The following is a 13,629-nucleotide window of genomic DNA, read 5'->3' on the forward strand; positions in this document are numbered from 1 at the left end:
CCCGCTCAGGCGGGCAGCTCTTTTACGTGCTCTCGCCGCAAATGGTAGTCCACCTGGTACTCGCTGGCGTTTCTGAACATCACGGAATAATTCACGAAGTCGCCGCTGTCGCTGTAGGATAACGACGTGATGCGCAGTATCGGCGTAAGCTCGTTAATATTCAGCAGCTTCGCCATCTTTTTATCGGCCAGCACCGGCGTGAGGCTTTCATAGTTGCCGCACACGGTGATATGGCATTCATCTTCGATATAGCTGAATTTCGAGCCTTCCAGATGCGCCACGGACAGGTTGCGAAACAGTTTCACCGGCATATAGCTGTCTTCCACCATCAGCGGCTTGCCCTCTACGGAGCGCACGCGGCGCGAGTAGTAGATCCGTTCATCAATATTAATCCGCAGCTGGCTGGCGATAGCCGGCGGGGCGGGCATCACCACGAACTCCAGCACGTCGCTCACTACCTCCTTCCCCTGGTTGCGCATCACCTCAATAAAGCCGGTCAGGTTGGTGGTTTCATGGTGCACATCTTTCTTTGCCACATAGGTTCCGCTGCCGTGTTTACGCACCACCAGCCCCCAGCCCACCAGCAGGTCGATCGCCTTGCGGATTGTCATACGCGATACGCCAAATTCGTCCGCCAGACGAACTTCCGCGGGCAGCGGGCTGCCGATGCTGTAATCGGCGGAGTTGAGCCGGATACGCAGCCGGTCAGCAATAGATTTATAGATCACCAGTAGACCTCTTAGCGGCTTCGCGCTGCGCTTAATGAACCTTTATTTCATAACTTAATTTACTGATTACATTTGATTTAATTAAGCATTCATTAAGTGAATGCCCTGTTAAAAAGAGGGGTGTAAAGATTTAACCTGAAAAGTAGACAACTTAGCCCGCATAAAAACCATGAAAGCGATCACGAATCGGTACGGCGGGCAAAGATAAGTCACCCGCGCCTCCCTACTCTCAGTCTCAGACCCGCGTCAGAAAAATAAGGTCACTTACCCTACAGGTTGTTACGTGAGGATTTAAAAATGCTCAGTCAAATACAACGTTTTGGTGGCGCAATGTTTACCCCGGTATTGCTGTTTCCCTTCGCCGGGATCGTGGTAGGCATCGCCATTATGCTGCGCAACCCGATGTTCGTCGGTGAAGCGCTGACCGCCCCCGATAACTTATTTGCGCAAATCGTCCACATTATTGAAGAAGGCGGCTGGACGGTATTTCGCAACATGCCGCTGATTTTCGCCGTCGGTTTGCCGATCGGCCTCGCTAAGCAGGCCCAGGGGCGCGCCTGTTTGGCGGTGTTGGTCAGCTTCCTGACCTGGAACTACTTTATCAACGCGATGGGGATGACCTGGGGCCACTACTTCGGCGTCGATTTCAGCGCCGATCCGGTCGCGGGCAGCGGCTTAACCATGATTGCCGGCATCAAGACCCTTGATACCAGCATTATCGGCGCAATCGTCATCTCCGGCTTTGTTACCGCCATCCATAACCGCTTTTTCGAAAAGCAGCTTCCGGTGTTCCTGGGGATTTTTCAGGGCAGCTCATTTGTGGTGATCGTCGCCTTCTTCGCCATGATCCCCTGCGCCTGGCTTACGCTGTTTGGCTGGCCGAAGGTGCAGATGGGCATTGAATCCTTACAGGAATTTCTGCGCGGCGCCGGCGCGCTGGGCGTATGGGTTTACACCTTCCTTGAACGTATCCTCATCCCGACCGGCCTGCATCACTTCATCTACGGTCCCTTTATCTTCGGCCCGGCGGTAGTGGAAGGCGGCATCCAGGTTTACTGGGCGCAGCATCTGCAGGAGTTCAGCCAGAGCACGCTGCCGCTGAAAACGTTGTTCCCGGAAGGCGGATTCGCGCTGCACGGCAACTCTAAAGTGTTTGGCTGCGTGGGGATTGCGCTGGCGCTGTACGCCACCGCCGCGCCAGAAAACCGCGTGAAGGTTGCAGGCCTGTTAATCCCTGCCACCTTAACCGCCGTGCTGGTGGGCATTACCGAGCCGCTGGAATTCACCTTCCTGTTCATCTCGCCGGTGCTGTTCGCGGTGCACGCGTTCCTTGCCGCCACCATGGCGACGGTGATGTACGTGTGCGGCGTGGTCGGCAACATGGGCGGCGGCCTGCTCGACCAGTTCCTGCCGCAGAACTGGATACCGATGTTCCACAACCACGCCTCGACGGTGCTGACCCAGATCGGCATCGGCCTGGCCTTCACCGGCATCTACTTCACGGTTTTCCGCACGCTGATCCTGCGCTTCAACCTGAAAACGCCGGGCCGTGAAGAAAGCGAAGTGAAGCTCTACAGCAAGGCGGACTACAAGGCTTCCCGCGGCCAGACCACCGCGGCGGCCAGCAGAGAAACCAAACAGGGCCAGGCAGCCGGCTTCCTCGAAGCGCTGGGCGGCACCGGCAACATCCTTAGCGTGAACAACTGCGCTACCCGCTTACGTATCACGCTCGCCGACATGGCGATAACGCAGAGCGACGACATTTTCAAAGCGCTGGGCGCCCACGGCGTGGTGCGTCGCGGCAACGGTATTCAGGTGATTGTGGGTCTGCACGTCCCGCAGGTCCGCGACCAGATAGAAACCCTGATGAAAGACACTTCTTCGAGCGAACTTAAATCCATGACGGAGGCAGTATCATGAAAAAATTCTCTGTAGTCGTAGCCGGCGGCGGCAGCACCTTTACCCCGGGCATCGTCCTGATGTTGCTGGCCAACCAGCACCGCTTTCCGCTGCGCGCCCTGAAATTCTACGATAACGACGGGGCGCGTCAGGAAACCATCGCCGAGGCCTGTAAGGTCATTCTCAAAGAGCAGGCTCCGGACATTGAGTTCAGCTATACCACGGACCCGCAGGCGGCCTTTACCGACGTGGATTTTGTTATGGCGCATATCCGCGTAGGCAAGTATCCGATGCGCGAAAAAGACGAAAAAATCCCGCTGCGCCACGGGGTGGTGGGCCAGGAAACCTGCGGGCCAGGCGGGATCGCTTACGGCATGCGCTCCATCGGCGGCGTATTAGAGCTGGTCGACTACATGGAAAAATATTCGCCGAACGCCTGGATGCTGAACTATTCCAACCCGGCGGCGATTGTCGCGGAAGCGACCCGACGCCTGCGCCCGGCGGCCAAAATCCTTAACATCTGCGATATGCCTATCGGCATTGAAAGCCGCATGGCGCAAATCGCCGGCCTGAAAGACCGCAAAGAGATGCGCGTGCGCTACTACGGGCTAAACCACTTCGGCTGGTGGACTTCCATTGAGGACCAGCAGGGCAACGATCTGATGCCGAAAATCCGCGAACACGTGGCTAAATTCGGCTACGTGCCGCCAACGGAGGATCACGGCGTCGAAGCAAGCTGGAACGACACCTTCGCCAAGGCGAAAGACGTCTGGGCGCTGGATCCGGATACTTTCCCGAACACCTATCTCAAGTACTACCTGTTCCCGGACTACGTGGTGGAGCACTCCAACCCCGAACGTACCCGCGCTAACGAAGTGATGGATCACCGTGAGAAAAACGTTTTCGGCGCCTGCAACGCCATTATTCAGGCCGGTAACTCCTCCGCAGGCGAGCTGGAAATCGACGAACACGCTTCCTATATCGTCGATCTGGCGACGGCCATCGCCTTTAACACCCAGGAACGTATGCTGCTGATCGTGCCGAATAACGGCGCCATCAATAACTTCGACCCGGAGGCGATGGTTGAAATCCCATGCCTGGTCGGTAAAAGCGGTCCGCAACCTCTGGCGGTAGGCAATATTCCGCAGTTCCAGAAAGGGTTGATGAGCCAGCAGGTGGCGGTGGAAAAACTGGTGGTGGACGCGTGGGAGCACCGTTCCTACCAGAAGCTGTGGCAGGCCATTACGCTGTCGAAAACCGTGCCGAGCGCGTCGGTCGCCAAAGCGATTCTTGATGATTTGATTGAGGCTAACAGGGAGTACTGGCCCGAGCTGAAGTAACGCCTGCGGCGGGCGGCTTCGACGCCTGCCCGCCTTCTGTATCAGAGACCATGCGGGTGGATAAGCTTTAGCGCATCCACCCTTTATTTCGTTTTTAAAGCGGAAGGCGCGTAGCCAAACTTCTGCTTAAACGCCTTGCTGAAATGAAACGAGTCAAAAAAGTTCAGCATATCCGCCACCTGGCCGACGCTGTAGTTCCCCTGCCTTAGCAGCGAAAGCGCAAGCTCCAGGCGCGCGTCAAGGTAGAACTCTTTCGGCGTTTTTCCCGTGTACCTGATGAATAATCGCCGCAGATACTGCTCGCTGCACTGCATCCACGCGGCCATCTCGCTTACCGTCCAGCGTTTCTGGATATCGGTGTGGATCAGCGAAAGCAGTTTTTCTATCTGCATCAGCTGTTTGTCTTTGGTGCCGGTCTGCACTATCAGGCACACCCACTGGTAGATAAGCTTGGTAATAAACGCGACGGCGAGGTTTTTATTTAATGCTTCATCGCTGGTGATCAATGCCGTAATTTCGCTTAATTCTTTGTTAAAGGCCTCGCCGTTATATATTATTGCCTGCTGTGATAAGGGGATTTCCATCGCGCCGGTAGGAATGAACTCCATCCAGTATTGTTCCCAAATTAATCCTTCGCAGTGGTAGGACTTTATATCCGTTGGTTTTAAGAATATAACGCAATTACCGTTCAGGGTAATTTGTGAATTATCTCTTAAGGTTATCTTGCCGCAGCCCTGCAGCGTATATACCACTATCCAGGAATTTTCAATCAGCGGTTTCTTTTTATCGCGCGGCCAGACAACCTGGTAGCTTTCATCGGCCAGCGTATGCCACAGTGAGATAAGGGATATGCCGCTTGAGATCACATTTTCTTCAATAACCAGCGGGATATTGTAGGTTGTTTCGTTTTTTACATCGCAGAGATCGGTTTTTCCATTCATTTATATTCTCCGCAAGCGTTAGATGCTCATTCCGCACGGCATGAATTTATCAGAATTTTACCGCGACGGTTAACAACCTATATCTTAAACAGCCTATGACCCGCACCAGGCATAATTACCCTAACGCTAAACCTGCGCCGGGACATAATCATAAATAAGGGCAGTGAGATGAATATTCAACAAATTGTGAGCTTCTTCGCTTTTACCCTGCTGGTCGCGTTAATTACCTGGTGGAAGCTACGTAAAGCGGATACCGGTTCACAACAAGGTTATTTTCTTGCCGGGCGCTCCCTGAAAGCGCCGGTCATTGCCGCATCCCTGATGCTGACCAACCTCTCCACCGAACAGCTGGTGGGGCTAAGCGGCCAGGCTTACGGCAACGGCATGTCGGTCATGGCTTGGGAGGTTATCTCGGCCATTCCGCTTATCTTCCTGGCGCTGATTTTCCTGCCGAAGTATCTGCAGCGCGGCATCGCCACCATTCCGGACTTTATCGAAGAGCGCTACGACAAAACTACGCGCATCATCGTCGACTGCTGCTTTCTGATCGCCACCGGCATCTGTTTTCTGCCGATTGTGCTCTATTCCGGCGCGCTGGCGTTAAACAGCCTGTTTCATGTCGGCGAATCCCTCGGCATTTCGCAGGGCGCGGCTATCTGGCTGATGGTTTCCCTGCTGGGGCTTGCGGGCATCGCTTATGCGGTTGTGGGCGGCCTGCGCGCCATTGCGGTGGCCGACGTGATTAACGGCATCGGGCTGGTTGTCGGCGGCCTGATGGTGCCGGTTTTCGGCCTGATGGCGATGGGCGGCGGCAATATGCTGCGCGGCATCGAGCAGCTCACCACGGTGCACAGCGAAAAGCTTAACTCTATCGGCGGCAGTCACGATCCCGTGCCGATTGGCGCGGCGCTTACCGGCCTGATTCTGGTCAACACCTTCTACTGGTGTACCAATCAGGGGATCGTGCAGCGTACCCTGGCATCCAGAAGCCTGGCGGAAGGACAGAAGGGCGCGCTGATGACGGCGGTGCTGAAAATGCTCGATCCGCTGATTCTGGTGCTGCCGGGGCTTATCGCTTTCCACCTGTTCCAGGATTTGCCTAAGCACGACATGGCGTATCCGGCGCTGGTGAATAAAGTGCTGCCGCTGCCGCTGGTGGGCTTCTTCGGCGCGGTGCTGTTTGGCGCCATCATCAGCACCTTTAACGGCTTCCTCAACAGCGCCAGCACCCTGTTCAGCCTTGGCATTTATCACCGCGTCATTAACCAGAATGCCTCTTCTGAGCAGCTGGTGAGCGTTGGGCGCAGGTTCGGCCTGGCGATTGCGCTGGTGTCCGTGCTGGTTGCGCCGTGGATAGCCAACGCGCCGGAAGGGCTGTACAGCTGGATGAAGCAGCTCAACGGCATTTACAACGTGCCGCTGGTGACCATCGTTATCATGGGCTTCTTCTTCCCGCGCATCCCGGCGGTTGCCGCCAAAGCCGCGTTGCTGTTCGGTATTTGCAGCTATATCGTCATCAACTATCTGGTGTCGTTCCATTTCCACTTCCTGTACGTGCTGTTCTTCACCTTCTGCATCAACGTGCTGCTGATGCTGGCCATCGGCTTCCTGAAGCCGCGCGCGACGCCGTTCAAATTCCACGACGCCTTTGCGGTGGATATGGCGCCGTGGCGCAACGCCAAAATCGCTTCGGTGGGCGTGCTGTTCGCCATGATCGGCGTTTACGCAGGCCTTGCGCAGTTCGGCGGTTATCAAACCCGTTTTATCACTATCGCAAGCTATGCGATCGTTGCCGCAGTGGTGATTTATCTCTTCTACAGCAGCAGGCGCCAGCGTAAGGCTTCTCAAGTCGTCTATTCTTCCGCACCAGAGGATAAGTAATGGAACGTCCTAACATCCTGTTTATTATGACCGATACCCAGGCCACCAATATGGTGGGCTGCTACAGCGGCAGGCCGCTTAACACCCACCATATCGACAGCCTGGCCGAAGAAGGCATCCGCTTTAATTCAGCCTACACCTGCGCCCCGGTTTGCACGCCTGCGCGCGCCGGGCTGTTCACCGGCATCTATTCGAACCAGTCCGGCCCCTGGACGAACAACGTCGCGCCGGGTAAAAACATCTCCACCATGGGCCGCTACTTCAAGGACGCGGGCTATAAAACCTGCTACATCGGCAAGTGGCACCTGGACGGGCACGACTACTTCGGCACCGGCGTCTGCCCGCCGGAGTGGGATAAGGATTACTGGTTTGACGGGGCGAACTATCTCGCAGAGCTGACGGAAAAAGAGATCGGCCTGTGGCGTAACGGCTTAAACAGCGTGGAAGACCTGGTGGAAAACGGTATCGATAAAACCTTCACCTGGGCGCACCGCATCAGCAACCGGGCGATTGATTTTCTTGCCCGGCCGCAGCGCCGGGATGCGCCTTTCCTGATGGTCGTCTCCTATGACGAGCCGCACCATCCCTTTACCTGCCCGGTTGAATATCTTAAAAAATATGAAGACTTTTATTACGACCTCGGCGAGAAGGCCTTCGACGATCTGAGCGAAAAGCCGGTGCATCACCGTTTATGGGCCGAGGCGATGCCGTCGCCGGTGGGGGCCGACGGGCGCTACCATCATCCGCTCTATTTCGCGTGCAATGATTTCGTCGATGATGAAATTGGCCGCGTGGTGAATGCGCTCACGCCGGAGCAGCGGGAAAATACCTGGGTGGTTTATACCTCCGACCACGGCGAGATGATGGGCGCGCACAGGCTTATCAGCAAAGGAGCGGCGATGTATGACGACATCACGCGCATCCCGCTGATTTTCCGTCCGCCAGGCGGGCAGGCGCAGCCCGCGCAGGTCGAGACGCCGGTCAGCCACGTCGACGTGCTGCCGACGCTGATGAAGCTGGCGGGCATTCATCAGCCGGACATTCTGCCGGGAAAAAATATCCTCGATCTGGAAGAGGAGCGAGGCGTCATGGTGGAATTTAACCGCTATGAAATCGAGCATGACAGCTTCGGCGGTTTTATCCCGGTGCGCGGCTGGGTCACCCACCGCTTTAAGCTGGTGCTCAACCTGTTTACCAGCGATGAGCTCTACGACCGGCAAAACGACCCGGACGAAATGCATAACCTGATTGACGATCCGCGCTACGCTGATACACGTAACAGGCTGCACGATGAGCTGATGGATTATATGGATAAAATCCGCGATCCTTTCCGCACCTATCAGTGGTCGTGCCGCCCGTGGCGTAAAGAGGCGAAGCCGCGCTGGATGGGCGCCTTCCGCCCGCGCCCGGAAGACGATTATTCGCCGGTGGTGCGGGATTATGACACCGGCATGCCGACCCAGGGTGTTAAGGTAGAAGAGAAAAAGCAGAAGTTTTAGTGGGTTTCCCCTCGCCAGGCCCCGAGTTTTGGGCCGGGGCGGGGGGCGATAACAAAAGGATGCCTGATGAAAATAGACAAAGTAGGCGAAGCGCCCGACTACCGCTTCTCGCTTGCTAACGAACGTACTTTTCTGGCGTGGATCCGCACCGCGCTGGGCTTTCTGGCGGCGGGCGTCGGGCTCGACCAGCTCGCCCCCGATCTCGCCACGCCTTTGATTCGCGAAACCCTCTCGCTGCTGCTGTGTTTGTTTGCCGGCATGCTGGCCATTTACGGCTACCTGCGCTGGCTGCGCAACGAAAAGGCGATGCGGCTCAAGCAGGATTTACCCTACACCCGCAGCCTGCAGGTTATCAGCCTGGTGATGGTCCTTGTGGCCGCCGTCGTGATGCTGATGGTGGCGTATGCCGGATAGCCGCATGCAACGGCGCAGCATCGATCCCGGCCTGCAGCCGGAGCGCACCTCCCTTGCATGGTTTCGCACGCTCCTTGGATACGGCGCGCTGCTCGCCCTTGCGCTACGTCATAGCTGGCATCACGCGGGTGTGTTTTTCTGGGTTGTGTTTATCGTGCTGGCCGCCGTGGCGGTGATAATAGATCGCTATGCCCGGCAGCGTAACCTGATGGATATCGCCGTCAGCGACTTTGCCGATAAGCGCAGCATGCGCGCTAAACTGCTTATCGCGCTGGCGGTCTGCTGTCTGGCGCTGCTGTTTGCGGCGGCGCACGTACGGCAAATTGTGGAAATATCGGGAGGTGCGTGATGCGCGGTTGCCATGTGATGGCCAAGCCCACCAGTTCGCTGTGCAATATCCGGTGCCGGTACTGCTTTTATCTCGAAAAGCCGCGGCAGCCCGTGATGGACGACGCCACGCTTGAGGCCTTTATTCGCCAGCACATCGCCGCTCAGCCCGGCGAGGCGGTGGAGTTCGCCTGGCAGGGCGGCGAGCCGACGCTTGCGGGCCTGTCGTTTTACCGGCGCGTCGTTGATTTACAAAAGCGATACGCCGCGGGCAAACGTATCCAGAACAACATGCAAACCAACGGCATTTTACTTAACGATGCCTGGTGCCGGTTCCTTAAAGAACACGGCTGGCTGGTAGGTGTTTCCATCGACGGCCCGGCGGACCTGCACGATGACCATCGCCGCACGCGCAGCGGAAAACCTACCCATCATCTTGTTGCCGCCGCCATAGAAAGGCTCAAAGCCCACGGCATCGACTTCAATTTATTAACCGTGGTTAACCAGCGTAACGGCCAGCAGCCGGAGCGTTTATACCGCTACCTCAAAACGCTGGGTACGCCATTTCTGCAGTTTATTCCGCTGGTGGAGCGGGACGAGAGCGGTACGGTTACGCCGGAATCCGTGTTGCCAGAGCAGTTCGGCACTTTTTTAAATACCGTTTTCGACATCTGGGCGCGGGAAGATATCGGTAAGGTCTTTGTGCAGCTTTTCGATTCCACCCTCGGCGTGTGGAGCGGCTACCCGGCGCAGATGTGCTCCTTTAGCGAAACCTGCGGCCACGCCTTTGCCCTGGAAGCGAATGGCGATATCTACCAGTGCGATCACTACGTTTATCCGGACTACCGGCTCGGTAACCTGCACAGCGTCTCGCTTAGCGAGATAAACCAGGGCCCGGCGGCAGTTCGTTTCGGCGAAAATAAAAATCGCCTGCTGACGCAGGATTGCCAGCTTTGCCCGGTGCGGCGTTTATGCCAGGGCGACTGCCCGAAGCATCGTATTCAGCAGGGGAAAAGCTACCTTTGTCAGAGCTACCACAGCTTTTTCACCCATAGCGCGCCCTGTATGAGGGTCATGCGAGATTTGCTGGCGCAGCGTCGCTCGCCTGCAGAACTGATGGGGCTGTTAAACAGGTGAAGCCCGGGCGGTTACGTTTTATTTCAATCCGCATTCCCCGCAGCGCATAAAGCATGCTAAATATTAGGTTTTCTTCCTTCATCATGAAGTTACAGGCCAATGCTGAAGCCTTTGTTATTTGTTGCAGCCCTGAGCATAAGCGCCAGCGTCCCGGCGGCGGTGCCCCCTGCGTTAAACCCGCAGACCTACTCCAGCCAGCTGGGCGTGGGGATGCTCGTTGACTGGGCAATCACCGAACGCGGCATTCGCGAGTTCGATCCGCTGGCGGTAAAGGATTTTCAGCAGCGCGGTATCGGCCACGTTCGCATTCGCGTGGCGGGCGAGCCTACGCACCAGCGGCTGGTGCATCTGCAAAAAATCGTGGAGGGCCTGCCAGCACTATAACGTTGTGCCGGTTATCAGCTATCAGGCGGCGGACGGCGCGGCAGGCGAAGGGAAAGTGCTGGGCTGGTGGACGACGGTGGCGCGCTACTTTGCGCAAAGCGATCCGCGGCTCGGGTTCGATATTCTCTATGAGCCCTCGGAAAAGCTAACGCGCGCGCAGCTCAACTCGCTTTATGAGAAGACCACGAAGGCGATTCATAAAATCAGCCCGCAGCGCATGGTTTTTATCGCGCCGCATGCGCACACCCAGCCGGACAGCCTGAAATGGCCTGAGCAAAACCACGCCCCGGTGCTGGTCGACTGGCACCTGTTCCCCTATGGCCCCGTGGCGGTAAACGGCAAGCGCGGCTGGACGACGGGCACGCCGGCGGAAAAGGCCGCGATCCGCGCGCGTATCAACAGCGTTTTGCGCTGGCAGCAAAAAACCGGGCACGGCAGCTGGGTAGGCGCATGGTCCGTCGGCGACGTGGTAAAAAACGTTCCCGGCAAACAGCAGATAGCGTTCGCCACCTTCGTCGCCTGCGAACTGCAAAAAAATCACCTGCCGTATGCGGTGAATAACGACAGCAAATTTTACGATGGCGAAGAAGGCGCATGGCGCCCGGAAATGCAGCCGTTGCTGGATGCGATTATTAAACCGCAGTGCGGAAACTGACTTTCAGCGGTAACTTTCGGTTGCCGCGCTTCGTCAAATTATGTATTTTTATGCAAATTAAATGCATAAATACATAATATTTCGGAGCGCCAGATGATCAAAAAGCTTGCTAAAACAGTTATTTTTGCCGGGAGCATGGCCTGCGCCGTTCTCTCTTCTGCATATGCCGCGCAGCAAACTTACGTGGTCGGCTCCGGCGGCACCTACCGTCCGTTTGAGTTTGAAAACAGCCAGAAGCAGCTTGAAGGCTTTGATATCGACATTATTAAAGCCGTCGCCAAAGCGGAAGGTTTCGACATCAAATTGGTGAATACGCCGTGGGAAGGCATTTTCGCCACCCTCAATTCAGGCGATCGCGACATCATCATTTCCGGCATTACCATTACCGACAAGCGTAAAGCTATGGTCGATTTCTCCACGCCTTATTTCCCGGCCGAGCAGTCCATCGTGGTGCCAGACGACTCTAAGGTTGATTCCATTAACGCCCTGAAGGGCAAAAAGGTTGGCGTGGTTAACTCCAGCGCGGGCGATATCGTGGTTTCCGAAACGCTGGGCAAAAACAGCACCGATATCAAACGCTTTGATAACACGCCGCTGATGCTGCAGGAGCTGACGGAAGACGGCATCGACGCCGCCGTGGGGGACGTGGGCGTTATCAAGTACTACATCAAATCCCATCCGGAAAAGGCCCTGAAAACGGTATCCGACGCGAAATTCGAGCGCCAGTATTTCGGCATCGCCGTGGCGAAAGACAACCAGGAGCTGCTGGGTAAAATCAATGCCGGCCTGAAGAAAATCATCGCCGACGGCACCTACGCCAGGATCTATTCCACCTGGTTTGACAGCAACGTTCCAACCCTCCCCGCTGAATAATTGCGTATGACTCGGGGCCGCTTCGGCCCCAACAAGGACAGGTATGACCGGATTTCGCTGGGAGATAATCTCAGAATATGCGCCGCTGTTTATGCAGGGCGCGCTCATGACCATCAAATGCACCCTCATCTGCGTGATCTCAGGCACCGCCTGGGGCCTGCTGCTCGGGCTTGGCCGTATGGCGCATGCCGAAGATGGCCCGTGGAAACACGTGCTGCGCTACGCCGTACGGTGGCCGGTGCGCATTTACGTCAGCGCTTTTCGCGGCACGCCGCTGTTCGTGCAGATAATGGTTGTGCACTTTGCGCTGGTGCCGCTGTTTATTAATCCGCGAGACGGAGTGCTGGTTACCGGCGGTCTGATGTCGGTGGATTTTGCCCGTGAACTGCGATCTGAATACGGCGCGTTTCTCTCCTGCGTGGTGGCGATTACGCTCAACGCCGGCGCCTACGTTTCCGAGATTTTCCGCGCCGGCATCCAGTCTATCGACAAAGGCCAGATGGAGGCTTCGCGCGCGCTGGGCATGGGCTGGGGCAAAACGATGCGCAAGGTCATTTTGCCGCAGGCGTTCCGCCGCATTCTGCCGCCGCTGGGCAACAACGCCATCGCGATAGTAAAAGACTCGTCGCTGGCATCGGCGATTGGCCTGGCGGACCTGGCCTATGCGGCGCGTACCGTTTCCGGCGCCTATGCCACCTACTGGGAACCCTACCTGACCATTTCGCTGGTTTACTGGGTGCTGACGTTCCTGCTCTCGCTGCTGGTGCAACACATGGAAAAGAGGTTTGGCAAAAGTGATTCACGTTAAGGATTTACAGAAACAGTTTGGCAAAACTCAGGTACTGCGCGGCATCTCCTGCGATATCGCGCCCCAGCAAGTGGTATGCGTGATTGGGCCGTCCGGCTCCGGGAAAAGCACCTTTCTGCGCTGCCTGAACGCGCTTGAAAAACCAGACGGCGGCGAAGTGGTAGTGAACGGTTTTGCGGTGCACGATCCAAAAACCAATCTGAATACGCTGCGCGAAGGCGTGGGCATGGTGTTCCAGCGTTTTAACCTGTTTCCGCATATGACGGTACTCGAAAACCTGATTATGGCGCCGATGTCCCTCAAAGGGCTGTCGAAAGCGGATGCGGTATCCCGTGCGGAAAAGCTGCTGCATAAAGTGGGATTGACGGACAAAATCAACGCCTGGCCATCGAGCCTGTCCGGCGGGCAGCAGCAGCGCGTGGCGATTGCGCGGGCGCTGGCGATGGAACCTTCGATTATCCTTTTCGACGAGCCGACTTCCGCGCTCGACCCGGAGCTGGTGGGCGAAGTGCTGGCGGTGATGAAACAGCTGGCGTTCGAAGGCATGACGATGGTGATCGTGACCCACGAAATGGGCTTTGCTCGGGAAGTGGCGGACCGCGTGGTGTTTATCGATCAGGGTGTGATTCAGGAGCAGGGGCCGCCGGCGCAGCTGTTTACCACGCCGAGCAACCCGCGTACGAAAGAGTTTTTAAGCAAGGTGCTTTAACGGCCGCGGCGGGTGACGTTAACGCTTACCCGCC

General features: G+C 56.6%; 14 protein-coding genes. 12 read left to right on the forward strand and 2 right to left on the reverse strand.

The features are described from left to right. Positions 1 to 5: 5 nt before the first annotated feature. Positions 6 to 728, reverse strand: coding sequence for a GntR family transcriptional regulator (locus WLO32_RS00100; protein ID WP_121264696.1), 723 nt, complete (start codon positions 726 to 728; stop codon positions 6 to 8). Positions 729 to 1,025: 297 nt separating this feature from the next. Here WLO32_RS00100 and WLO32_RS00105 point away from each other — a divergent pair, with 297 nt between their 5' ends. Continuing rightward, positions 1,026 to 2,648: an alpha-glucoside-specific PTS transporter subunit IIBC gene (locus tag WLO32_RS00105; RefSeq protein ID WP_435946756.1), complete on the forward strand. Its 1,623-nt coding sequence runs from the start codon at positions 1,026 to 1,028 to the stop codon at positions 2,646 to 2,648. Next, entirely contained in the window at positions 2,645 to 3,967 is a 1,323-nt protein-coding gene (locus WLO32_RS00110; RefSeq protein WP_435946757.1) for a 6-phospho-alpha-glucosidase, read from the forward strand. Before WLO32_RS00105 ends, WLO32_RS00110 begins: the two co-directional genes overlap by 4 nt. Positions 3,968 to 4,050: 83 nt before the next feature. Here the strand turns inward: WLO32_RS00110 and WLO32_RS00115 are convergent, their stop codons facing one another. After that, on the reverse strand, positions 4,051 to 4,908 hold the full coding sequence (locus WLO32_RS00115) for a helix-turn-helix transcriptional regulator (RefSeq protein ID WP_435946758.1): 858 nt from the start codon (positions 4,906 to 4,908) through the stop codon (positions 4,051 to 4,053). 168 nt (positions 4,909 to 5,076) lie between these two features. Here WLO32_RS00115 and WLO32_RS00120 point away from each other — a divergent pair, with 168 nt between their 5' ends. The 10 genes from WLO32_RS00120 (at position 5,077) to WLO32_RS00165 (ending at position 13,595) form a co-directional block, all read left to right on the forward strand. Then, complete coding sequence (locus tag WLO32_RS00120) at positions 5,077 to 6,789, forward strand: solute:sodium symporter family transporter (protein WP_435946759.1); 1,713 nt, start codon at positions 5,077 to 5,079, stop codon at positions 6,787 to 6,789. Beyond that, positions 6,789 to 8,288 (forward strand): sulfatase-like hydrolase/transferase, encoded by a 1,500-nt coding sequence (locus WLO32_RS00125; protein ID WP_435946760.1) that lies wholly within the window; start codon positions 6,789 to 6,791, stop codon positions 8,286 to 8,288. The genes WLO32_RS00120 and WLO32_RS00125 overlap by 1 nt, the downstream gene beginning before the upstream one ends. A 66-nt stretch (positions 8,289 to 8,354) precedes the next feature. Continuing rightward, entirely contained in the window at positions 8,355 to 8,702 is a 348-nt protein-coding gene (locus WLO32_RS00130) for a YidH family protein (RefSeq protein WP_435946761.1), read from the forward strand. After that, on the forward strand, positions 8,692 to 9,051 hold the full coding sequence (locus WLO32_RS00135) for a DUF202 domain-containing protein (RefSeq protein ID WP_435946762.1): 360 nt from the start codon (positions 8,692 to 8,694) through the stop codon (positions 9,049 to 9,051). The genes WLO32_RS00130 and WLO32_RS00135 overlap by 11 nt, the downstream gene beginning before the upstream one ends. Next, positions 9,051 to 10,166 carry an anaerobic sulfatase maturase gene (locus WLO32_RS00140; RefSeq protein ID WP_435946763.1) on the forward strand — a complete coding sequence of 372 codons (1,116 nt, stop codon included), beginning with the start codon at positions 9,051 to 9,053 and terminating at the stop codon, positions 10,164 to 10,166. The genes WLO32_RS00135 and WLO32_RS00140 overlap by 1 nt, the downstream gene beginning before the upstream one ends. Positions 10,167 to 10,265: 99 nt before the next feature. Then, positions 10,266 to 10,550: a hypothetical protein gene (locus tag WLO32_RS00145; protein WP_435946764.1), complete on the forward strand. Its 285-nt coding sequence runs from the start codon at positions 10,266 to 10,268 to the stop codon at positions 10,548 to 10,550. Positions 10,551 to 10,554: 4 nt separating this feature from the next. Beyond that, positions 10,555 to 11,205, forward strand: coding sequence for a cellulase family glycosylhydrolase (locus WLO32_RS00150; protein ID WP_435946765.1), 651 nt, complete (start codon positions 10,555 to 10,557; stop codon positions 11,203 to 11,205). A gap of 135 nt (positions 11,206 to 11,340) precedes the next feature. Next, the gene (locus WLO32_RS00155) at positions 11,341 to 12,078 is read left to right on the forward strand and encodes a basic amino acid ABC transporter substrate-binding protein (protein ID WP_435948349.1); all 738 of its coding nucleotides are present in this window, start codon (positions 11,341 to 11,343) and stop codon (positions 12,076 to 12,078) included. Between the two features lie 43 nt (positions 12,079 to 12,121). After that, on the forward strand, positions 12,122 to 12,886 hold the full coding sequence (locus WLO32_RS00160; protein WP_435946766.1) for an amino acid ABC transporter permease: 765 nt from the start codon (positions 12,122 to 12,124) through the stop codon (positions 12,884 to 12,886). Then, positions 12,873 to 13,595 (forward strand): amino acid ABC transporter ATP-binding protein, encoded by a 723-nt coding sequence (locus tag WLO32_RS00165; RefSeq protein WP_435948350.1) that lies wholly within the window; start codon positions 12,873 to 12,875, stop codon positions 13,593 to 13,595. The genes WLO32_RS00160 and WLO32_RS00165 overlap by 14 nt, the downstream gene beginning before the upstream one ends. Positions 13,596 to 13,629 lie beyond the last annotated feature (34 nt).

The organism is Dryocola mayonis, from assembly GCF_051307045.1.
Taxonomy (GTDB): Bacteria; Pseudomonadota; Gammaproteobacteria; order Enterobacterales; family Enterobacteriaceae; genus Dryocola.

Bases quoted from the DNA above. Each gene is read 5' to 3' on its own strand.
- WLO32_RS00105 (WP_435946756.1), top strand. From the start codon at position 1,026: ATGCTCAGTCAAATACAACGTTTTGGTGGCGCAATGTTTACCCCGGTA.
- WLO32_RS00110 (WP_435946757.1), top strand. From the start codon at position 2,645: ATGAAAAAATTCTCTGTAGTCGTAGCCGGCGGCGGCAGCACCTTTACC.
- WLO32_RS00115 (WP_435946758.1), bottom strand. From the start codon at position 4,908: ATGAATGGAAAAACCGATCTCTGCGATGTAAAAAACGAAACAACCTAC.
- WLO32_RS00120 (WP_435946759.1), top strand. From the start codon at position 5,077: ATGAATATTCAACAAATTGTGAGCTTCTTCGCTTTTACCCTGCTGGTC.
- WLO32_RS00125 (WP_435946760.1), top strand. From the start codon at position 6,789: ATGGAACGTCCTAACATCCTGTTTATTATGACCGATACCCAGGCCACC.
- WLO32_RS00130 (WP_435946761.1), top strand. From the start codon at position 8,355: ATGAAAATAGACAAAGTAGGCGAAGCGCCCGACTACCGCTTCTCGCTT.
- WLO32_RS00135 (WP_435946762.1), top strand. From the start codon at position 8,692: ATGCCGGATAGCCGCATGCAACGGCGCAGCATCGATCCCGGCCTGCAG.
- WLO32_RS00140 (WP_435946763.1), top strand. From the start codon at position 9,051: ATGCGCGGTTGCCATGTGATGGCCAAGCCCACCAGTTCGCTGTGCAAT.
- WLO32_RS00145 (WP_435946764.1), top strand. From the start codon at position 10,266: ATGCTGAAGCCTTTGTTATTTGTTGCAGCCCTGAGCATAAGCGCCAGC.
- WLO32_RS00155 (WP_435948349.1), top strand. From the start codon at position 11,341: ATGGCCTGCGCCGTTCTCTCTTCTGCATATGCCGCGCAGCAAACTTAC.
- WLO32_RS00160 (WP_435946766.1), top strand. From the start codon at position 12,122: ATGACCGGATTTCGCTGGGAGATAATCTCAGAATATGCGCCGCTGTTT.